Origin of the sequence: Croceimicrobium sp., from assembly GCF_965228705.1 — a bacterium.
Taxonomy (GTDB): domain Bacteria; phylum Bacteroidota; class Bacteroidia; order Flavobacteriales; family Schleiferiaceae; genus Croceimicrobium.
The window spans coordinates 2,766,464-2,789,021 of the sequence record NZ_OZ245832.1; the positions used below are offsets into that span (position 1 = coordinate 2,766,464).

At 43.0% G+C, this 22,558-nt stretch carries 16 protein-coding genes; 3 read left to right on the top strand and 13 right to left on the bottom strand.

All coding sequences use genetic code 11. The annotated features are described in order from the left end of the window. Window positions 1–4 precede the first annotated feature (4 nt). The 6 genes from ACO05P_RS12430 to paaA all read right to left on the bottom strand — a co-directional run bounded on the left by ACO05P_RS12430 (window position 5) and on the right by paaA (window position 10,957). Window positions 5–913 carry a T9SS type A sorting domain-containing protein gene (locus tag ACO05P_RS12430; protein WP_421751289.1) on the bottom strand — a complete coding sequence of 303 codons (909 nt, stop codon included), beginning with the start codon at window positions 911–913 and terminating at the stop codon, window positions 5–7. A gap of 83 nt (window positions 914–996) precedes the next feature. Then, complete coding sequence (locus ACO05P_RS12435; protein WP_421751291.1) at window positions 997–8,022, bottom strand: fibronectin type III domain-containing protein; 7,026 nt, start codon at window positions 8,020–8,022, stop codon at window positions 997–999. Between the two features lie 279 nt (window positions 8,023–8,301). Continuing rightward, window positions 8,302–8,781 carry a 1,2-phenylacetyl-CoA epoxidase subunit PaaD gene (gene paaD, locus ACO05P_RS12440; protein WP_421751293.1) on the bottom strand — a complete coding sequence of 160 codons (480 nt, stop codon included), beginning with the start codon at window positions 8,779–8,781 and terminating at the stop codon, window positions 8,302–8,304. Window positions 8,782–8,880: 99 nt separating this feature from the next. Beyond that, window positions 8,881–9,633 (bottom strand): 1,2-phenylacetyl-CoA epoxidase subunit PaaC, encoded by a 753-nt coding sequence (paaC, locus tag ACO05P_RS12445; RefSeq protein WP_421751295.1) that lies wholly within the window; start codon window positions 9,631–9,633, stop codon window positions 8,881–8,883. 27 nt (window positions 9,634–9,660) lie between these two features. Beyond that, window positions 9,661–9,951 (bottom strand): 1,2-phenylacetyl-CoA epoxidase subunit PaaB, encoded by a 291-nt coding sequence (gene paaB / locus ACO05P_RS12450; protein WP_210760321.1) that lies wholly within the window; start codon window positions 9,949–9,951, stop codon window positions 9,661–9,663. Between the two features lie 49 nt (window positions 9,952–10,000). Further along, window positions 10,001–10,957 (bottom strand): 1,2-phenylacetyl-CoA epoxidase subunit PaaA, encoded by a 957-nt coding sequence (gene paaA, locus ACO05P_RS12455; RefSeq protein ID WP_421751297.1) that lies wholly within the window; start codon window positions 10,955–10,957, stop codon window positions 10,001–10,003. Window positions 10,958–11,069: 112 nt separating this feature from the next. Here paaA and paaE point away from each other — a divergent pair, with 112 nt between their 5' ends. Continuing rightward, window positions 11,070–12,215, top strand: a complete 1,146-nt coding sequence (gene paaE, locus ACO05P_RS12460) for a 1,2-phenylacetyl-CoA epoxidase subunit PaaE (protein ID WP_421751299.1) — start codon at window positions 11,070–11,072, stop codon at window positions 12,213–12,215. 6 nt (window positions 12,216–12,221) lie between these two features. On the opposite strand, the gene ACO05P_RS12465 is transcribed toward paaE, so the two are convergent. The 7 genes from ACO05P_RS12465 to ACO05P_RS12495 all read right to left on the bottom strand — a co-directional run bounded on the left by ACO05P_RS12465 (window position 12,222) and on the right by ACO05P_RS12495 (window position 19,779). Continuing rightward, the gene (locus tag ACO05P_RS12465; RefSeq protein WP_421751301.1) at window positions 12,222–12,668 is read right to left on the bottom strand and encodes a GNAT family N-acetyltransferase; all 447 of its coding nucleotides are present in this window, start codon (window positions 12,666–12,668) and stop codon (window positions 12,222–12,224) included. A gap of 91 nt (window positions 12,669–12,759) precedes the next feature. After that, on the bottom strand, window positions 12,760–14,058 hold the full coding sequence (locus ACO05P_RS12470; RefSeq protein ID WP_421751303.1) for an outer membrane beta-barrel protein: 1,299 nt from the start codon (window positions 14,056–14,058) through the stop codon (window positions 12,760–12,762). A 29-nt stretch (window positions 14,059–14,087) separates the two neighbouring features. Next, window positions 14,088–14,522, bottom strand: a complete 435-nt coding sequence (locus ACO05P_RS12475) for a hypothetical protein (protein ID WP_421751305.1) — start codon at window positions 14,520–14,522, stop codon at window positions 14,088–14,090. A gap of 6 nt (window positions 14,523–14,528) precedes the next feature. After that, the gene (locus ACO05P_RS12480; RefSeq protein WP_421751307.1) at window positions 14,529–15,248 is read right to left on the bottom strand and encodes a hypothetical protein; all 720 of its coding nucleotides are present in this window, start codon (window positions 15,246–15,248) and stop codon (window positions 14,529–14,531) included. Between the two features lies 1 nt (window position 15,249). Further along, a complete protein-coding gene (locus ACO05P_RS12485) occupies window positions 15,250–15,771 on the bottom strand; it encodes an RNA polymerase sigma factor (RefSeq protein ID WP_421751309.1) in 522 nt (173 codons plus the stop codon). 263 nt (window positions 15,772–16,034) lie between these two features. Beyond that, a complete protein-coding gene (locus ACO05P_RS12490; RefSeq protein WP_421751311.1) occupies window positions 16,035–17,312 on the bottom strand; it encodes a T9SS type A sorting domain-containing protein in 1,278 nt (425 codons plus the stop codon). 172 nt (window positions 17,313–17,484) lie between these two features. Next, window positions 17,485–19,779 carry a DUF7619 domain-containing protein gene (locus tag ACO05P_RS12495; protein ID WP_421751312.1) on the bottom strand — a complete coding sequence of 765 codons (2,295 nt, stop codon included), beginning with the start codon at window positions 19,777–19,779 and terminating at the stop codon, window positions 17,485–17,487. Between the two features lie 200 nt (window positions 19,780–19,979). Here ACO05P_RS12495 and rnr point away from each other — a divergent pair, with 200 nt between their 5' ends. Together rnr and ACO05P_RS12505 are read left to right on the top strand one after the other, a co-directional pair. After that, window positions 19,980–22,112 (top strand): ribonuclease R, encoded by a 2,133-nt coding sequence (gene rnr, locus ACO05P_RS12500; RefSeq protein WP_421751314.1) that lies wholly within the window; start codon window positions 19,980–19,982, stop codon window positions 22,110–22,112. 41 nt (window positions 22,113–22,153) lie between these two features. Beyond that, entirely contained in the window at window positions 22,154–22,549 is a 396-nt protein-coding gene (locus tag ACO05P_RS12505) for a hypothetical protein (protein ID WP_421751316.1), read from the top strand. The last annotated feature ends 9 nt before the right edge of the window (window positions 22,550–22,558 follow it).

Genomic DNA, 22,558 nt, shown 5'->3' on the forward strand with positions numbered 1-22,558 from the left:
GGAGCTATTTCTTAAGCCATTTCCAGCTTTCATTTCCTGCATGCAATATGTAGGTACCAGAAGCTAAAAAGGATAAATCCAACTGAGCTTTAGCCGGAACATGTTGAGACCATAATCGCTGACCTTGAAGATTATAAACCTCGAGCTTAATTGGCTCGGGGTTATTTATTTGTAAGGATCCTGAACTTGGATTAGGATATGGGCTCATTTGCTCCCAGGCAATAGCTTCATCCGCCGAAAGGCTTAAATCGCAAGCGCCGTTTAAAGCTTGTGCCAAAGGTTGATGAGAATAGCCATCATAATAGGTGGAGTCTCCAATGCTCATGCACTCTAATTTGATCTCGAAATTGGACACATTCGGATAAGGGTCCCACAAGAATCCCTGACTATTGCCAATACCTTCTACCCATACGCCACTAAGGCCGAAATCAAGTATGCGGTGAGCTCCAAGAGAGCTGTATACAGTATCTACATTTTGCACAATTACCGGGTCCATAGGGTCGCCCAGAGCTAAATATACAATGGGCTGTTGAGGCCAGTAATTTCCAAATCCAACCGAATAAATATTCTTTACGGTATCCCCGGGAAGAAGGTTATAATCGTAAACTGTGATTTCAGTTAAACTGTCTTTGGGTAGGAGATATACTCTTCCTGCATCCTCGCGAATGGCAGCAAAATACACCTGGCTGGATCCACAGAGGAAAAGCTGATGGTAATTCTGACTCTGAATAGCCGTATCCTGATTGCTTAAACACAATTTTACGGTATGGGCTAATTCATAATGAAAGAAGGGCTGCGTTACCAGCTCCGAATAACTATTGGTCCAAATGGCATTGGAATCGGGTAAGCCCACAAAATTTTGTGCTTTTAAACCAGAAGACAAAATAAGGACCAGGAGTACTAATCTTTTCATACGCAGAGATTTGCTTATAAAGGTACAAGAAAAAGGCCGCCTCGGAAAACCCGAGACGGCCTTTAAATCAATAAGCCAAATTATTAGCGAATGCTAATTCTTTCTTGTGCGGTGCGATCACCGGATTCGATTTCGAGGATATAAACGCCGCTGGCCAACTGACTTACGTCGAGACGGTAACGGAATTGATCTCCCTGAGCACGCTCATTGCTTTCGCTTAAAGCGCGACCCTGAGCATCCAATAGTCGGATTTTCGCATTTGCACTGTTCACTACATCAAACTCTACATTGATATAATCGCTGGCAGGGTTTGGATAAACCGCTAATGAAGTTTGTAATGGGTTTTCTTCCAATCCAATATTCACTTCAATAGTAGTAGAATCCATTGCCACACTGTAGCAGTCTGTGGTATCGTTCACGGTAAGAACCACATTGTATACACCATTGCTGGTATAGGTATGACTAGTGCTTACGCCGCTACCGGTATTACCATCACCAAAGTCCCAGGTATAGGTATCTGCATTTACAGAAGTACTGGCATCAAAGGTGAAGTTAGGTTGTGAACCACCTACACTGAAGGCTGCTGTAGCAGTATCCGCTCCAGCGGTAAGCTGAACAGGTACACGATTCACAGAACATACAGCATCCGGGCTATTGTAATATAGGCGACCGTTCCAGGCACGTGGATTAAATACGGTTCCGCCTAAAGGCCAGTTGGTAGTTACCCCTTCAAAAATGGTGAGGTCATTGTTTTGCACCACCACAGCTCCTGCGGAAGTTCCTGGCTCATATTTCAATAGTGATGTTGTAGAAATCACTAAAACACTATAGGTACTTCCTGCTGTCATCGGGAAGGTATTGGCTAAGCTTACATGCGTAGGGTTACCCACTCCATTTGAAATCACCGAAAGGCTATCCAAACGAGTCCATCCAGCAAGACTGGTTATATTTCCTGCAAAGGATCCAGCACGAGCAAAAACCATAACATCCTGTGGACCACTGGAATTGATATTCATATCAACTGCTACGAGCTCAATATCCTTAGATGGAAGAACATCGAAGAAATTACAATTGGCCTGTGAAGTACCACTAAATCCTGCACTGATAGAATCTAATCCTGAAGCATAAGCTAAATAGTAAGTACTAGCTGCTCCCGAGGTAGGAACCTTAAGGGTATCACCTAATGCCAATGGAACGGTATCTGAAGGACTATTGCTAGCATACCAAGCATAATTAATTCCATCTTGGCTTAAGCCTCTTAAGTAGGCGGTATCTGCATTAGCACAGTAGGTACTGTCAAAGCCAACCGGTAAAAACGCGGTATAATTTAAGGGGCTAAGAGTTAAAGTATCATTATCCGCATTTTGATCCCCGCTAAGGTTCAAAATACCGTTAAGTGATACATTTTTAGCACCCGCATAGGTGTTAATAGTTCCTACCTGAATGGTATCTACCTGATAAGAGCTAAGAGTTCCGGTATAATTCGCGCTTAAAGTTGCGGTTAAACCACCACTTACATTTAAACTTACTTGAAGATTACTAATAGTATTTTGTCCAAGGTTTTGGAACACTACGCTTATTGCGGTTGCACTATCACCACATTCAGACTGGGCAAGAATTTCACTTAAATAAGCATCATTAGCTAAAGGTGTAAATTCATCCGCTCCCATGTCTACAACCGTAGATGGAGCCTGTGGACGAGTATCACCGTCAATATCCACGCTAATGCCGATGCTGTTGTCACCCACATCATTGGCTGCTACACCCACAACATGTAAGTCTTCTGGCGCATTGATAAATACAGGATCTCCATATACACTATTCACGTTCTGAGTAGCGTCGCCAGCTTGCCAATCGGCTAAAGTGGTATAGGTTGAAGTACCTATATCAAAAGCATCAGTATTTCCAGAGAAGTACAAGTTGTAATCAATTTGCTCTGAGCTATTGAAGTTATCGAATGATTCAAAAGCAAAGTCTCCGGTAGAAACGAAGATGTTGTTTACCACCCAAACCGTATCCTGATCATTGATCGCCATGGCAGGCTCTCCCATAACCGTATTATGATACACCTCGATATTCTCAAAGTCATTCAGATATATACCATAATCATCGGTACTGCTGATCATGTTATTCACTATTCGAGATGGGTTTGTAATTGCAAAACCATCATTCGCATCATTGAGGTACAAGGCATAATCGGTAACGGTAATTTTATTCCCTTCGAAAGTGAAGTTATTCATATCGAAGGTGTAAATACCGTCCGTAGAACTTCCTCGAGTTTGATCAATGGTATTGCGTAAGAAGGAAATGTCTTGCATTTCATCCGCATAAATACCATAGCTACTCTGAGATCGGAGGTGATTATCACGGATCATATGACCAATAGATGGATCTCCTGTAGTCTTCCCTTCCAGATTGATAGCTGTATAGCCCCCAATAATGGTACAAGACTCAATAGTTAAATAATCTACATCCGCTCCTTCAGTAAGATCATTTTCATAACTGGAAGAAGTTAAAATACCCACTACATCGCTTCCGGTGCCAGTGGTGTCCAGTACAACCGTAGAATTACTAATGGTTACTGTATCGGAGTTGCCCATCAAGAGAATTCCAAATGCCTCGGAGCTACCATTATTCACGATAGTCATGGCGTTTAAGGTCACCTGAGAGGTATTCTCGATCAAGACCGCAGTTTGATGGGATTGACCATTGTAAATCAATGAATCTGATCCACCTGTACCATTAAAGGTAATGGTATTAGTTCCAGAAACACCGGCTACACTTTGAAGGTGTAATTTATCTACATAGGTGCCTGCTTGTACATTAAATACAACCGGACCGCTTATACCACAACCATTCAAAATGGTAGCTACGGAGTCGAAGCTTGGGAAATCATCACTTGGACTTGTACCAATGGTGTAAGTACCACCCGCCAATGGCGATGTACACGGAGTTTTAAATGAAATTGGACCCACCCAAAGGCCAGTATTACAAGTATCTTGTACGTATACATCGTAATAAGTATTTGGTGTTAATGATCCAAGAGTATAAGGAGGGTTAACTCCACTATTCACATTTCCGGCGCTGGTATTGGTTCCTTGCAAGAAGCCTTGAGGTCCCCAAGCCACATTGTATTGACCACCATAGGAACTCCAGTCTAAATCTATAGAGGTTGGACTAAGGTTAGAGGAAGTAAATAGCAATGGAGAGCTACAATTAGAAGCTTCTGCAATTTCGATATCATCTAAAGACATATCCGAATAATAACTTGTACCTCGCTCTCCGCGGAAGCGTACATGAATCGTATCATTAACAAATGCTGCCAGGTTTAACTCCATCAGGTTCCAATCATCTGCACCAGATGTATCCTGTTCTCCTTCTATTAAATAATAATCTGTATACCAAGTACCATTATGCTCAATATCAATATGCAGATTACCCATACTAGAGCCGTACATATGATACCAGAAGTATAAACTTGGTTCGGTCAGGGAGCTTAAATCAAATGCAGGAGAGGTAAGATTCGCTTCGGAACCAGTGCTTCCGCTTGATGTTTCGAGGAACCAGTATTTACCACCCGAGGTTCCGAGAGTATGATCATAGTCTGGACCAGTAGTGGTAGAGTTAAGGTCCGTACCATCAGCTTCTTCAATTTCCCATCCGGGAGCAGAAGTACGATCCGATGTCCAGCAGTTATCAAAAGCCAGGCTAGAACCGATACTTAAATCTTCCAAGTCAAAAAGAACCGGGGTAGCAAATACCGCTAAACACTCTGTGCGGAAGGTAAAAGGTCCAGACCAAATGCTATTACCATCGGCACCTCCACAAATATCACGGATATAGAACTCATACTCGGTATTAGGACTAAGACCATATATAGTAGTGTTGGTTACAGTAACAGTGTCACCAAAGCGAGCGGCACCAACAGTAAACCCTGTAGTATCCACCTGAATCTCAAAGCTTAAACCGGAACCAGCGGTCCAGCTAAAGGATGCGTCATAAGAGCTGGCACTATCCAAAACAACAGCATTTGAAGCAGCACAGCTAGGAATAGGACGAACTTCAAAGTTATCCACCATGGCATCAACATCACCTGGGTCATTTACTGAGCCTTCTGTTGCCCATATTGCAAAACGAACTACGCCACTGTAGGTTGCCAAGGAATAAATAAGATGATTTCCTCCTGGTAAGGTTTTGAAGGTTTGATCTATCGTATCTAAAGCATTCCAGGAGGCACCATTATCGGTAGAGATAAGCACTTGAATCATATCATCAGAACCGATAGAATCTGGGGTGCTGTTGCCAAAATCAAATACACCAAAGTCAAATTCCATTTGCATTGGTGTGGTGGATCCCAAATCGTATGAAGGGGTTAAAATCCACTCATTTTTACTGGCGGCATACATATTTACCTTAACCGCTCCAGTAGTTCCGATATTAGCAAAGCCATCAGTAATCCAAGAGCCAGATCCAAGTCCAGTAGGACCGGTAGAAGGGTCGCCATCACCAGCTTCGTCCCAGCAAACATCTGGAACAAATCCAGCTGAAAAATCCTCTACATGAGGTGGAATAATGGGAGCACATCCAGTAGTAAAAGAAAACGGTCCATTCCAACTGGAATAACCATCCCCTGCCGTAGTACAGTTATTACGGATATAAACGTCATAGGTGGTTTGAGGAGCAATGCTAAGAGCACATGAAGGATCTAAGGCATCCGAAATCGTTACCGGCCCATTTGCTTCATTACCCAAGCATCCCGTACCTTGAGTAAATCCTGCAGGACCCCATTCTACTTGCACAGAGTCCGAAGTACTAGTGAAATTCATCACCGCACTATTATGACTAATAGCACTGAAACTAGCTCCGTAAATCTTAGGACATGGAGGAATTACTTCGTAATGGAAATCATCGATATAGATATCATCGTAGGTACCACCGCCACGATTGTGAATAAGGGCAATGTATTTATCGGTTCCATTGTATCCAAGCGCAGTAGTTAAAGGAATTGCAACTTCCTGCCAGTTATTGCTGCTAATGATATCGATGGTGTCTATAAATGTAGCAATTGCCCCAGGGCCATTAGTGTTTAATGTGGCTACAATCAGATCAGTATTGGCGTCGTTGGCAGCCAACCTAAAACGGATCTGCTTGTCACCGGCTATCATATCCGAAAACTCGGGAGTTATAGCTAACAATGTATCTGTTGTTGAACTTCCAGAATTATAGATCTCCAATACATTAGAACCGCTAAAAGGTTGAGTAGCATTGCTGCTGCTTAAAGCCTCTACTCTACCATAAGCAGATGAATAGGTATGGTAATCCATCCAGCAAGGCTCAAAGTCACCATCGCTGGTAGCGTCGAAATCAGTGAAGTAGGGGGCGGTGTATGGAGCACAAGTAGTAGTGAATGAAAAAGGACCACTCCAGGTAGAATAGCCATTTCCAGCAGTAGTACAGTTGTTGCGAATGTATACATCGTAAGTAGTTACCGGAGCCAGGCTAGTTGCACAGGTAGGATCTAAAGCATCCGAAATTGTAACAGGCCCATTGGCTGCATTGCCAATACAACCGGTTCCTTTGGTAAACCCGGCAGGGCCCCATTCAACTTGTACAGAATCGGAAGTGCTGCTGAAATTCATCACCGCACTATTAAAGCTCACATTGGTAAAGCTAGCTGTCAAAATTCTAGGACAAGCAGGGATCACTTCATAATTGAAGTCATCAATGTAAATATCATCATAGGTACCACCGCCACGATTGTGAATCAATGCGATGTATTTATCGGTACCATTATATCCATTAGCGCTGGTTAAAGGAACTGCAACTTCCTGCCAGGTATTGTTAACGGCAATATCAATGGTGTCAATAAAGGTAGCGGTAGCGCCAAGGCCATTGGTGCTTAGAGTAGCCACGATCAGGTCGGTATTGGCGTCGCTGGCAGCCAACATGAAACGAATCTGCTTATCACCAGCTGTCATATCCGAAAACTCCGGACTGATAGCTAAAATAGTATCGCTTGTAGAGCTATAGGAGTTATAGATCTCCAAAACATTTCCCCCACTAAAAGGCTGGGTGGAATTGCCACTACTTAAAGCTTCCACTCTACCATAAGCAGATGAATAGGTGTGGTAATCCATCCAACAGGGCTCAAAATCCCCATCGCTGGTAATATCGAAGTTAGTAAAGTAAGGAGCGGTGAAAGGAACACAGCTGGTGATGAAAGCAAAAGGCCCTCTCCAAATACTCAGGTTTCCAACCGCTGTACTATCTCTTAACCAAACCTCGTAATGAGTGGCTGGACTTAGTCCGTTTAGGGTAGCACTTGATTGTCCACTAAAAACATTTTTAGTAGCATCTGGCCAATAGAAACCCCTTGGACCAACCACAATCTGGGTATGGGGACTTACTGATGTCCAGGCTACATCAACTGAAGTAGCGGTAACATTCGAAATACTCGCTGATGTTGGAGCAGCGGTAGTACTTGAAATGATACTTACTTGATCCAAACCTAGACCATCTCCACCCGTTAGGCCAACGTCGTCTTTTTCACTCCAACGGATTTGAGTAGTGGCACTAAAGTTTTGACTATTTGCGGTAAGGATAGAGTCAATCTTCAAATCGGCTCTTTGCCAATCTGATGGACTGCCACTGTTCCAATCAAAAATTGTGATCCAAGTATCACTGTCGCTTCCTCTTAAAAAAACTTGATCAATCGCGTCTTCTTCATCCGCAAAATCGGCATAATAGAAGCTCAGATAAATATCTTCCGGATCTGTTGCATTTACATTCGAAAGATCAATAGTTAATATAAGGTTTGCAGTATCCGACCGGGTTACAGATGCAATCCCTAAGGAAGTTCCTTGGAAATCACCAGTAATATTGCTGGTTCCCGATGGAATTCCCATTTCCATTACAGCACTTGTCCCTGGACCTTCGAAGGACCATTTGGCTGAAGGATCGCAAATAAAAACAGAATCGGAGTTGATTGTCCCCGAAAGGGAATTGAAGCTCTGGACATAGGGCAAGCTTGCAGGTGTACTCAAATTACATTGAGCATAGGCACCCACAGAGCTAACCAAGCCCAGAAGGCTTAGTATTACTTTCTTCATTTTATAGGTATTTTTTACAGTAAAAATCTGTTACCGAAAAGCATAGGGTGGCTTTCGGCACAGGGCGGGCTCAATAAACTTTAAGGTTGCAGAGTAAAGTTTATTTAGCAAAAGTATAATCCGGGAAATGCTACATAGGCAGAGAAATTATAGTTAAATAGGGCTGCACTAATATACAGATAATCGAATGACTTGATTTCATGCAAACTAGTAAACGTGTTTGCATTAATTCATTATCCGGTTTCCGAACGAATTTAGGATCTGAGCCAGCTAATTAATTTACAAACACTTAAAGTAGTCGAAGGGTTCTTTACAGTCTTCACACTTATAAAGTGCCTTGCAGGCGGTTGATCCAAACTGAGAAACCATTGTTGTATTGCGCGATTTACAGCGCGGGCACATTACTTTTTTAGCCTCTCCAAATAATACGGATTTGTCGGCTGAACTACCTTCCGGAGGGGCAATGCCATATTCCTGAAGCTTGGCCTTGCCTTCATCCGTCATCCAATCAGTAGTCCAAGGAGGAGATAGTAAAGTTTTGATTTCCACCTCATTGTAACCGGCTTCTTCCAAGGCCCAGCGAATATTGCTCTCGATTTCATTCATGGCCGGACAGCCAGAATAAGTTGGCGTAATACTAACGACAATCTTTTGGTCTTGAATTTCGACCTCCCGAACCACCCCCATATCCACTACGGTTAGTACGGGAATCTCGGGATCCGCAACGTTTTTGAGAATCTTCCAAATCGCTTCTGTCATGGCTCGTCCCTCTTTATCTCACTTTTAAATGATTGCGCAAGAATACACAAACAAATTTCTCTGCAGCCTGACTTCCAATGGAGTGGAACAGATCTAATTCTACCAGGTGGCTTCGGGATACATGCGGGGAAGATGTTGCATTACCGCTAATACATAGCCTAAATACTCGCTATGCTCCCCTTGTTTTCCGCCACTTTGCATCCAGCCGTCTTCTGGTCTTTCCAATGTGGCAAGGCTGAGAATTTCATTTACTTTTTGATCCCACTGCACTTTAATTTCAGCAAGATTTACAGCAATACCTTCGGCTAGCAATGCCTCATCAACGGCATCCATGCTAAATAATTCGCCGGTCCACTCCCAAAGATCATTTAGGGATGTTTGTACGCGTTGGTGACTTTTTTCGGTGCCATCGCCCAAGCGAATCACCCATTCTGCACTCCATTGGGCATGATAGGTAATTTCCTTAATCGCTTTGTGAGCAATTTCCTTCAAGCGATTATCTGTACTATTCAAAAGGGCTGAATAGAAAAAGTAATTGTAGGTATCAAATAAAAATTGACGCACAATTGTTCGGCCCCAATCTCCATTTTCGAGCTCTACCAATAAACAGTTATGGTATTCGGTTTCGGGACGAAGAAAGGCCACCTTATCTTCGGTATAATCGCTTCCTTTTTGTTCTGCTGCATATTGCATCAACATGCGAGCCTGCCCCAATTGATCCAAGGCAATATTGGAAAGGGCAATATCTTGCTCAAGGATGGGACCATGTCCGCACCACTCACCCAAACGCTGTCCCAGAATTAAAGCATTGTCGCCTAAACGGAGGGTATATTCTAATAATTGTGCTTTCAAGATGCTTGATTTTGCAAGATCAGGGGTCTACATATGACCTACCTCATCCGGAATTTCATAAAAAGTTGGATGACGATAAACTTTGTCGTCCGACGGGGTGAATAATGGTTCCGCTTCATCGGGTGAAGAGGCGGTAATCGCTTCGGAGGGTACTACCCAAATGCTTACTCCTTCGCTACGACGTGTATACACATCGCGAGCGTTTTTAATGGCCATTTCGGCATCAGGAGCATGTAAACTACCCACATGCTTGTGGCTCAATCCGTTTCGGGAGCGAATAAAAATCTCCCAAATTTTCCAATTGTCTTTGCTACTCATAGCTATGTACTTGGGCCGAGATGGCCGGTTTGGTCTTTTTTATAATGGCTTAGGCCGCGCTACCTTCTTTGGCTTTGCGCGCCGCTTGCTTTTCGGCATAGGCATTGGCGGCTTCGCGAACCCATTCGCCCTTGGCATGAGCTTCCTGGCGAGCACGCAAACGCTGCTTATTGCATTTACCATTTCCTTTGATCACCTGGTAAAATTCTTCCCAGTCAATCGTGCCGAAATCATAATGACCGCGCTCCTCATTCCATTTTAAATCCGGATCGGGGACGGTAAGTCCTAAATACTCTGCCTGTGGAATAGTTTTATCAATAAACTCCTGACGCAACTCATCATTACTCTTGCGCTTAATCTTCCACTTCATGGATTGCGCAGAGTTCGGAGAATTGTCATCAGTAGGCCCAAACATCATTAAGGATGGCCACCACCAGCGATTTAAGGCATCTTGAGCCATTTGCTTCTGCTCTGGCGTACCTTGAGCCAAAGTCATTAAGATTTCATATCCCTGACGTTGGTGGAAACTTTCCTCCTTGCAAATCCGCACCATAGCGCGGCTATAAGGACCGTAAGAGGTACGGCATAACATTACCTGATTAGCAATGGCCGCTCCGTCTACCAACCAACCAATGGCACCAATATCGGCCCAGGTTGGAGTGGGATAATTAAATATACTGGAGTACTTAGCCTTTCCGCTTAAAAGATCATCGACCATATCCATACGATCGGCTCCTAAGGTTTCGGCAGCACTGTAGAGGTATAATCCGTGACCTGCTTCATCTTGCACTTTGGCCAATAAAGCCACTTTACGGCGCAAGGATGGTGCGCGGGTAATCCAGTTGGCCTCTGGCAACATTCCGACTACTTCCGAATGCGCATGCTGTGAAATCTGTCGAATTAGGGTCTTCCGGTACTTTTCCGGCATCCAATCTTTCGGCTCCACCTTGTTCTCTCCGTCAACATAGGCCTGAAAGCGTTCCTCCAAATTCATTTCTTTGGTCATAATCGTCTTTTTTGAGAGGGTTACAAAGATAGCATCTATACTTAAAACTAAGCTGATTTGGAATTGTTCCAAAGAGCATTAGAACGTACTTTTGCCAAAATAGATAGATTCTATGCTCAACTTTTTCAAAAAGGTCAAAAAGGCTCCTTCCTCTTTATTTAGCAATGAGAAAAAACACAGCCGACCTACCTTACACGATTTAACCGTATTAGATATATGTAGGGAAACTCCCGATTGCGTTTCCGTAGCATTCGAGGTTCCTGCAGAGTTAAGTGAGGCTTACCACTTTAAGCCTGGCCAATATCTTACCCTTGAAGCCCAGATTGATGGCGAAGCTGTTCGCCGTTCCTACTCCTTATGCTCCAGTCCTTTTGATGGCGAATTGCGTGTTGCTATTAAGGAAGTAGAAGGTGGTAAATTCAGTACCTGGGCCAACCAGAAATTAACTGTAGGCACCCCAATGCGGGTGATGACTCCGGAAGGAAATTTCACCGCCAATATTGATCCTCGAGAAAAGCACAATTATGTGGGTTTCGCCGCCGGATCCGGAATTACCCCGGTTTACAGCATCCTGAAATCCGTATTGGAAAATGAGCCCGAGTCTACTTTCACCCTGTTTTATGGGAATAAGTCGGCGAAGTCTGTGATTTTCAAGGAGCAAATTGAAGCCCTGAAAAACCAATATATGAACCGCCTTGAGGTGCATCATGTATTGAGCCGTGAAGATCAAGGTACCGATTATTTGAAAGGACGTATCGACGCTTTAAAATGTAAAGTCTTTGCCGAGCGCTTTTTTGATATTTCTGAAGTGGATGGCTATTTCCTTTGTGGCCCCGAAGCCATGATTAATGGGGTTAGTGAAGAGCTGCAAAGCTTGGGAGCTGATAAGAGCCGCATCCACTATGAACTCTTTAATACTCCAGCCCAAAGCCTGGCCGGAAAAACCAAGGTTAGCAGTCAGCAAAATGGTGCTAAGCTGGATTCTAAAATCACGGTGATTCTGGATGGTGATGAAACTCATTTCGACCTTAACAGTGATGGCGATTGCATCCTGGATGCCGCACTAGACGCTGGTGCCGATGTTCCTTATGCCTGTAAAGGAGCGGTGTGCTGTACCTGCCGAGCCAAAGTGATTGAAGGCGAAGTGGAAATGGAAATGAACTACGCCCTGGAAGATGACGAGGTGGAAGACGGCTATGTACTTACTTGCCAAAGTCACCCTCGCACCGAAAAGGTAGTCGTTAGCTTCGACGATTAAATTCCTTTAATCCTCTTTTAGTTTCATATCCACGTGCATTACCATCACGTCTGGATAGGATTCTCCTATGGTTTCAAAACCAAAGGAAGCATAAAAGCTTTCCAGGTATTGTTGGGCCTGTATTTTTACGGGGGCATCGGGCCATTGCTTTTTTAAGTCGGCCAAAGCCCTGCTTACCAGTTCACGGCCAATCCCTTTATTGCGATTTTCTTTAGCCAATACGATTCGGCCTAAACTGGCTTCTGGATAAACCGTATTGGGTGGACAAATACGGGCGTAGGCAATGAGCTCTGCCCCTTCCCAGGCAAAAAGATGTCGGGATTTTAGATCGTGCTCATCTACCTCCGGATAAGGGCAGCCTTGCTCTACCACAAACACATCCGTACGTAATTTATAGGCTTCAAAAAGCTCTCGGGTAGTAAGTTCCTCCCAGTTCTTAGTGGACCAAATCATGGCTTAAAAGTACGTCTGAAAACAAAAAAAGCGATCCCCTCCATGGATCGCTTTGGTTTTTGCCCAGCACACGAATTGGGCAAATGTATTTTTAGAGTGTATAACCTAAAGTTACGTTCAGCATATTATAGCTGGCCGGACCTTTATTGGCTTGGAAGAACTCATTTAAATCGTAAGATGCGGTTACCTTAAAGGATCCGTAACCCACTTGGGCCATCAATCCATAACGGAATTGATTGGTGAAGAAATCATCGTAGGCTTTCTCCTCTACGCGACGGTAAACAGTAGTGCTGTATTCCAACTCGCGTTTAGCTAAGAGACGCACGCCTCCATAACCACCTACACCAAAGGTCCAGGAATCATCACGGTCGCCAGCTTCACTTAAATCCAACTGGAACATTACTGGGATATTGAAATAAGCGATGTGGTACTTATTCTTTTCGTACACATTGTTGGTACCGATATTGGCAAAGGAAGAACCGCTGGTATCTACCATTAATACTTCAGAACCTTTTAAGCGGAAGTTATGCCAAGAGAAGTCGAGGCCATATTTGAAATAGAATTTGCTGTAAGGACTTCCCAGACGAGTTTTGTAGCCAATTCCCATATTAAAGGAAGTAGACTTCCAGAACTCCAATTCACCGGCCACGTTTTCTACTAAGTACTGACCATCCTCTAATTGCTGGTTAAAACCGAAAGCAATGTCAAAGTAATCTTCAGTACGCTCAATGGTTTTCGACTTTTTACGCTCGCTCAGGTCAAAGAAATCACTGGCATCAAAGTCTTCATCATCCTCATCGGTATCGATTTCAAATTCTTGATCACCGATAATTACACCTTCCTTAGAGATGATAATCTTCTTCTTACCAGAGTCTTGTTCCATTCCTGTCATTGGAGGCATAGGGGGCATTGGAGGCATCAAAGGCGCTTTTGCCATTCCTAAAGAATCGCTTTCCATATCGCGCTCCAATTCTGTACTCCATGCTTCCATGCTTTCTTCATAGCGATCGGCCCAGGCTTCCATGCGCTCGGCATAAGATTCACTCCAATTTTCCATGATGACTTCGAAGTTTTCCATGCTTTGCTCAAAGCTTTCTTCAGCTTTATCACGTAACACATCCGCTTCCTCTTCACTGAGTTTACCGGCTTTTTCTTGAGCATCAATTTTTTTCAAAATGCGCTCATGGTTTGCCTGAAGCTTGGCTACTTGCTGAGTGGCAAAGCCAATCATGCTGGCCAGGTCACTTTGATTCATATCCTTATTGGCGTCCCAACTCAGGGTGTTCTCTTCTATTTGAAGCTCGATTTTACGCTTGGCGGTGGTATCGCTTTGCGCAGCCAAACCAAAGCCGAAGGCAATAAGTAAGGCGGTTAATACAGACTTTTTCATTTTTATGTTTGTTTTAAAATTGGAAGTATTCATTTCGATGGTTGGTTCTCAGATTCATTCATTTTTTCCTCGATCATCTTACTGAGGTCGCGAGCGATTAAGGACATGGCCTCACTAAAATCGCGCATACTCTGACCAAAGGCTTTGGCACTTTTATTCAAGAGTTCTTTTTGTTCGTCCGACAGTTCATAATCATCACTAAGCTCTTCACTGTAGCGTTTTATTTTAGCGGCACTTTCACGAAGCGCTTTTTTGGAGCGCTCAATATGCACCTGAACACTGTCATCTTCCAAAGAATCATCCAGATCTTTGGCCATAAGCCGACTTAATTCGGCAACAGTTTCACTTAGGGTTTTTAATTCCTTTTGCAGTTTTTCAGTCAATTCCTGCTTACGCTCTTCCGATTGGGCTGAAGCCTGAAAGCTTAGGCCGCAAATCAGCAGCAGAGATACTAGGTACTTCATCACAGCTTATTTATTAAATCGACGGTTAATAAAATCGGGAAGGGGAATTTCAATTTTCGCATTCTCCGCTTTAGGGAGCTCAATTGATTCTCCAGACTTAACTCTTTCATATTGATCGGAGGCATAAGCCCACATGCGCTCGCCCAAATCTTTGGATTTCTTTTCTGTGCTGTAGGTAGCGCCATTCAACTTCGGTAATTGAACCCGCACTTTATATACTTCAGGATCATTAATTTCTTCCGCGACCTCCAGAGGTAGGTCTGCTTCAACATCTCCCAAATCATTAAAGGCTAAAATGGGCTCCGAAATAGTTTGCTGCAATACCGGAATCACCCGAGCGCCGGTTTTCTTAGGCTTTTTGGCGGGAGTTTTTTGATTGGTTTTAGCCTTAGGCTCTTCTTTTTTTGGGTCTTCAGTTTTCACCGATGACTTAGGTTCATCATTCTTGGTATTGGGAGTGGTTTCAGGACCAGCTACCCAGCTTTGATCGACATCGCCAATATTGTTTAGGTCCAGGTCACTGGCATTGCGATTGTAATAGATCAAAGAAGAAATTCCGATCAGCAAGGCTACTGCTGCTGCGCGCAACATCAGCCAACCTTCACGCTTGGGCTTAGCAGCTTGCTGAGAAGCGGCCACCTTTTCCCAAACCTTATCTGAAGGCTTTATTTGATGCTCCTTGAGCTCCTTCTCAAAAAGCGAGTCGATGGGATGCTTGGAACTCATATCAGTTATTTTTTGCTAGTAATTCGTATTCACTCAGTTTCTGTTGCAATTGTCGGCGAGCTTTACTCAATTGACTCTTGCTGGTATTTTCGGAGATATCCAGCATTTCGCCTATCTCCTTATGGTTATAACCCTCTATGGCGAAGAGGTTAAAAACCGTTCTGTATCCGGTGGGTAGTTCATTAATCATCAACATAAGGTGCTCGGCATCGTAGTGATCTTTAACACTGCTGTGCCCAAATTCCGGGCGGCGCTCCTCTTCTACCTCCACAAAAAGATTCTTTTGATAGCGGATGAAGTTTAAGGCCTCGCGCACCATAATGCGACGAATCCAGGCTCCTAATGCTCCTTCGCCACGGTATTGATCCAGGCGACTGAAGATTTTGATAAAACCATTGGAAAGAACTTCTTCGGCATCTTCCAAATTTTGGGTGTAGCGTCGGCAAACAGCCAGCATTTCTGAACCGTAACGTTCATATAATTCGCGCTGCGCCTCATGATTCCCGCGAAGGCACTGCTTCACGAGTCTCTTTTCGTTGCTTGGTAGGTTGCGAACTATTCCCATTTCTTTGGAGGCTTCAATAAACTGACACTGATTGTGCTCCCTCAGGTTGCTTTGAGGGCTGATATTTTTTCAAATTTACGCTTATTGTCTGAAAATCAGGTTGTTTATTTTTTAAACTAAAAGCCCTTGATATCCTAATTTCCTCTATATCAAAACAAAAACCGGGACCCTGCTCCCTTGAGCAAAGTCCCGGCTTGACGTAAACAACAGTATTGTTTAGGCTAGTTCAGCTTTAATACTCTAAAGCGTGATCTGCCAACTTCCAAAATGTACAGACCATTGGTAAACTCTGATAAGTCAATGGTCAGGTTTTCTTGACCAGTATTTGGGGTCCAGGATCTTAGACTCTGCCCACTACTATTAAACAATCGGATATTTTGCACGCTGCCTTCCCATTCTAATTGAAGCTCATTGTGAACCGGGTTGGGATAAAGGCTTAGCCCTGAGTTTTGCTGATACTTATGCTGGCCGATTGTATTAGTTGGATTTAGGTAAAAACACTTATTAAAGGAAATTCCATTTATGGTATCAAGTCCATTATAAGTTCCAAACAACTGATCTTTATTCGCTCGAAGGTTTATCACGGAATAATCATTAATTCCTGGATTAATAAGCCTAATGCCATTGCCATCAAACTCCGCAATTCGTTCCCCTCTTGAAAAATAGGCTTTAGACTTCAAAATGGTTGGAACCTCAATAGTCGTTCCATATCCTTGATAAGGCGGTAGGCTCACGATATAAACTAAACTATCATTTTGGATTCTAAAAAGGTCCAGCCCTTTGCGTATAAATAACTGATTTCCCAGTTGAAATAAGTCTGAATAAAAAGGCCCGTGATATCGATCTGTAATCGAATAAGCAAGATTCTGCCTAATTGGATAGTCCCAAGTATTGTTCGACGAATTAAGCCGAATAATTCCAGCCGTATTTGAAGACCAGGTGTTGTTTAAATTTCCACAAGCCCATAAATCACCATTAAACTCATGCAGTCCATAAATCGTATCCAAGCTATTTAAGTTTCCCGCTTGATGCAAAGCTCCGTTCTCGTAATACACCACATTATAAACTTGCCGAAGGCTATCATGTAGCAAACCAGCCAGGTAAGGCTTACCATCAAAAAAACCAAAAAACCTCGGGACACCATTTATAGAGTCTAAAACCGTCCAGCTCCCATTTCGATAGCGGCTCAAAGTGGTTTTCATTTTCAGTAATTGAGGTCCACCACTTGTTTCCGCGAAATAGATATCTGAACTATCAAGGACCATCAAGGCTTGATTTTTAAGATGATTCGCAGGAATAGTTTGCCAGCCATTTTGATCGCCTTTCCAAATAACATAATCCGATAAAGGGCTATTATTTACGTTTGATAAGGCATAAAAAGTGCTGCTATCTGCCGCAAGATGAAGGGAGATTCTAGCAAGAGCAGCTCCGGTTGGAACCGCTTGTTGACACCACAGCTTTGTGGTTGCTAAAAATAGTATAAACAGGTATCGAAGCATTCTTAAGGTTTTAATAAAAGTATACATCTTAAACAGTCTTGCCTAAGCTGAATGCGTCATCGAAGGATTCTAAAAATTAAGCTGCCGACTCCAAAGTATCATCGAATAAAAACCGGAACCCTGCTCCCCTGAGCAAAGTCCCGGCTTGACGTAAACAACAATATTGTTTAGACTAGTTCAGCTTTAATACTCTAAAGCGTGAACTGCCGATTTCCAAAATGTACAAACCATTGGTAAACTCTGATAAGTCAATAGTCATGTTTTCCTGACCAGTGTTTGGGGTCCAGGATCTTAGACTCTGCCCACTACTATTAAACAATCGGATATTTTGCACGCTACCTTCCCATTCTAATTGAAGTTCATTTTGGACTGGGTTGGGATAGAGCTTCATACTAGGTTCCAAGTTATCAGCCAGACCAATAAACTGAGTAATTAAGGTCTGGGCATGATTGGTATGTACCGGCGCTTGATAATCGAAATAGATTTCGGCATCATTATCAATAATTGAACCTAGCGGTAAGGTGGCATCCACACCAATGCTGAACATAAAGTAACCTTGGCTACCCAAGAGATTGGTAGTTGAATCGGGTAAAAGGATGTTGTCAAATGTCCACACCAGAATGCTGTCATCAACAATTTTAAAGGTATAATTATGACTAGCGCCTAATAATTTAATGGTAGCCGGATCAAAATAAGATTCCAAAGTGTCTACTACCACTACTTTATAAGCGGTATCTGTACCGGTGTTTTGGAAACGAACATGGTAATCTATTCGGTCTAAACCTGGTAAGGCGCGCTCTACACTGGCTGTTTTATCATTAGGATCATAGGCTGCTACCACGGTAGGGCAAATGGTATCCGCATTATCCACCATATAGTCATCACTAGCTGGATTCACTATACGGGCTTCAAAACACACATCATTACCTGTTCCAATCGTTGGCTTAAAATCGATGTAAACCGAACTGCTCGCAAAAGTGGCCAGACTCGGGAAAGTATAGGTATATACATTACCTGAAACAGAGCTGGGAGCCGGGCTTGAACTTACGAATTGAACTCCTTGAGGTACAACATACTCGACATCAATGGGGCCTGGTTGATTTAATCCCGGGTTTTCAATAGTCAGGGCCATTCTTTCCGTAAACCCTTGACGAACCCTCCATCCTCTGAAATTCCAAAGTCTAACACTCATGTCATTGACTGAATTATGCTCAAAGGGAAGATCTAATTGATGGCTTTGCCCCAGACCCACGGTAAAGTTCAAATTTGTATTGCAAGTAGTGCTCGGTTGAATGTATTTGGTGTTTTGGCCAAGGGCTCTAACATTACTTACTGTATAGGTTCCTGGTGGTAAAATCAGGTGAAAATTATTGGTTGAAGAAACGGTAATGGTGTAAGAACCCAAGCTTAGTTCAAATGCACCAATTAGATTCATGTTTTCACTGGCATCTAAAGTACAGTTGGAGTTGGCATCATAAAAGAAGGACCCTTGCACCACAGAAGCCAACTGAATAGGTAACATATAAATGTAATTATAGGTCCAGTTATTCCAAGATGTGTTCGAGAAAGACACGTATAAATTTGATTTGAAGTATTGGACCGTGCGATTCTGAGTAGGAACATTTGATAGGTTTAATACTGAAGTTCCATCAAACACTTTTAGACCTCCATCGATCAAATAAACCTCATTTCCTGTCTCGGCATAATCGAAAACATATGAGTTTGAAGGTGCAATTAAAATCACCGAATCATTACGAACTTCACATATTCCGTAAGGATTCTTAATATATACTTTGTTGTTTACAGAAAATACGGCTTGAGTCCAATAGCTAAACTGCTGAGTCGCCTCTCTTTTTGTAGCTGGGTATTCAAAAATGTTTTGTTGACTGTTTAATCGTATCACCTTTGATGTATCGCTGGACCATTGTACATCAAAGTCTCCCACGGCCCACAATTCATTATTGATAATATTTATATCATAAATTGAGTCTGCATAAGTTAGGTCTCCCAACTGGCTAAAACTAGATCCATCCCAACTCACCACACCATGGAAAGGGCTATTATAGTTAAAACCACCTGCCAGTACAATGTTGCCATTAAATACGTCCATATCACTGATAACTCCATCCAATGAAGGTCCAACTTGTTGCCAGCTATTATTGTTAAAAGTCATCAAACTGGTACCATTTATCATCGATTCATATACCGCAACATATAATTGCCCTTGATGAGATTTCATAGCAAGTACCTGCTTATTAATTGCTGGCAAACTCGACCAGGCTAAACCATCCCAACGATGAACTTTGGTTTCCTGAGTTTGCCATTCATAGGATTCGAAATAGGCGTAATTTTGATCCGATGTACTTTGATTGGATTGGCCCGGTAAACCCTGTCCGACAGGAATAACTACCTGACCAAAAACTGTAATTAGCGTAAGGCTAAAGATTAGTGTAAATAGATTTCTCATGGTTCTTTATTTCCGGTGAAAGTATCTATAATCACGCTACAAGCCGCATGCTTACTGGCTTCTACTTAGTAAAGCCCTTTCACTATTTAGCATTCGCAAATGGAATATTGATGGCCCGTTAACTCAGTGAGAGCTCATTTCCACCGAATTTGACTTAGAGATAATCCTAAGCTTAATTCCCTAACGTACCTTCGCATAACATGAAACCGAAAAGAACGAATAAACGCCTGAAGCGTTTAGCCAAGATCGAAAAGGCGATTTTGGGGGTCTTAAGAGAAGACCGACTTAAACAATTCAATTACAAACAGATATCCGCCAAGCTGGGTATTAACGATCATACGGAGCGCGACATGGTTCTCCAAGCGCTCGCTTCCCTCCGCAAACAAGATCTGGTTGAAGAGCCCGAACGTGGCAAATACCGCTACAAACACAGCGATCACTTTATCACCGGTAAGGTCGATTTAACCTCCAAAGGTTCGGCTTATGTGATTAGTGAAGAGCTGGATCAAGATGTGTATATAACTCCCAAAGCTACCCTTAATGCCTTACAAGGCGATTTAGTTAAGGTCTTAATGTACGCTCAAAGGAAAAACAAGAAACCCGAGGGTGAGATTGTTGAAATCCTGGAAAGAGCGCGTACCGAATTTGTAGGCACCATTGAGTTATCCAAGAACTATGGCTTCCTGGTACCTGATAGTCGTAAAATGCTCGTGGATATCTATATCCCTAAAGAGCATTTAAATGGGGCCAAACACGGCCAAAAAGCTGTAGCTCGAATAACTGACTGGCCCCCTAAAGCTTCTTCTCCATTTGGTGAGATTATAGAAGTATTGGGTAACCCTGGAGATCACGAAGTGGAAATTCACTCCATTTTAGCCGAATTTGGTTTACCACGAGAGTTCTCCAAAGAAGTAGAACTGGAAGCCGAAAGTATTCCCGATCAAATCTCTGCCGAAGAGATTAAAAAACGTCGCGACTTTAGAGAGGTTCTCACCTTTACTATCGATCCGGCCGACGCCAAAGATTTTGATGATGCCATCTCCTTTCAAAAACTAAAAAATGGTAATTATGAAATTGGTGTGCACATCGCAGATGTGAGTCATTATATCCTCGAAAACTCTACCCTCGATAAGGAAGCAGTAGAACGCGCTACCTCCGTTTATTTGGTAGACCGAGTAGTACCGATGCTTCCGGAAAAGCTTTCGAATGGCGTTTGCTCCTTGCGCCCCCATGAAGAAAAACTTTGCTTCTCGGCTGTTTTTGAAATGAACAGCAATGCGGAAGTACTCAATTCCTGGTTCGGCAGAACCGTAATCTATAGCGACCAACGCTTTGCTTATGAAGATGCTCTGGCGGTGATTGAAAGTAAAGAAGGTCCGCTGGCTGAGGAGATCAATATCTTAAATGATATGGCCCTAAAAATGCGAGCTGATCGCATGCAACACGGTGCTTTAGCCTTTGATCGGGCGGAAGTGAAATTCCATTTGGATGAGAACAACAATCCTACCGAGGTGTACTTCAAAGAGTCTAAAGAGGCCAATCACCTGATTGAGGAATTTATGCTCTTAGCCAATCGCTCGGTAGCTGAGTTTATTGGTAAAAAAGGCAATAAACCCAGTGGCAAGACCTTCGTGTATCGGATTCACGATGATCCCGATCCGGATAAACTGCGGGACCTGGGAACCTTTGTTAAGCAATTTGGCTACGAAGTGAGCTATACCAATTCGCGCGCCATCAGCAGTAGCTTAAATAAAATGCTGAACCAGGTTAAGGGTAAGCCCGAGGACAATATGATTTCCAAGCTGGCTATTCGTTCCATGGCCAAAGCCATTTACAGTACTGATAATATTGGGCATTATGGCTTAAGCTTCGAATATTATACGCATTTCACCTCCCCTATCCGGCGCTATCCGGATGTGATGGTGCACCGCTTATTGCAACACTATTTAGATGGCGGTCAGTCACCTTCCAAAGATCATTATGAAATGCTCTGTGAGCACAGCTCAGATCGAGAAAGAGTAGCCACCGAAGCGGAACGCGAATCTGTGAAATATATGCAGGTGAAGTTCATGGAAGATAAGGTAGGTGAAACCTTTATGGGAACCATTTCCGGAGTTACCGAATGGGGCATATTTGTGGAGCTGCGTGATAATCATTGTGAGGGTATGATCCGAATTCGCGACTTCAAAGATGATTACTATGTCTTTGATGAAGCTAATTTTTGCATCGTTGGCGATCGCTATGGTAAGGTCTTCCAATTAGGAGATAATATTGCGATCCAGGTAAAAAACGCTGACCTCGAGAAGAAACAATTGGACTTTGTGCCCGTATAAAAAACTGTACATTTAAAACCTCAACCGAGCAACAATTGGGAATGGATAGAAAAAAAATGGAAACCCTGGTTCTGGTCGTTGGAACCTTGGTCGTAGCAGCCGCATTAACCGTCTATTTTGTAATGGGTGATAATCCCAGCAAGGCATTGTACGCCAATGTGATTATTGCCGTAGGCTTCCTCTTTTTTATTGCCTATAATACCATTACCACCTCTGGCCTGCAGAAGGAAATTAAAGAGCTCCGCGAGCAACTGGAAGCCACTAAAAATGAGCTGGAAGCTAAACGTTCTGAAATCGCTCAGCTGAAGCAAAACCTTAGCGATAAGGACGAAGAGCTGAATCAGAAAAACGGCGAAATTTCGAAATTAGAATCTGACCTCCAAAGCTTGCAAAAAGAATTTGACGCCCTGAAATCAGAGCAAGAGGCTAGCGAATAAACCAAATAA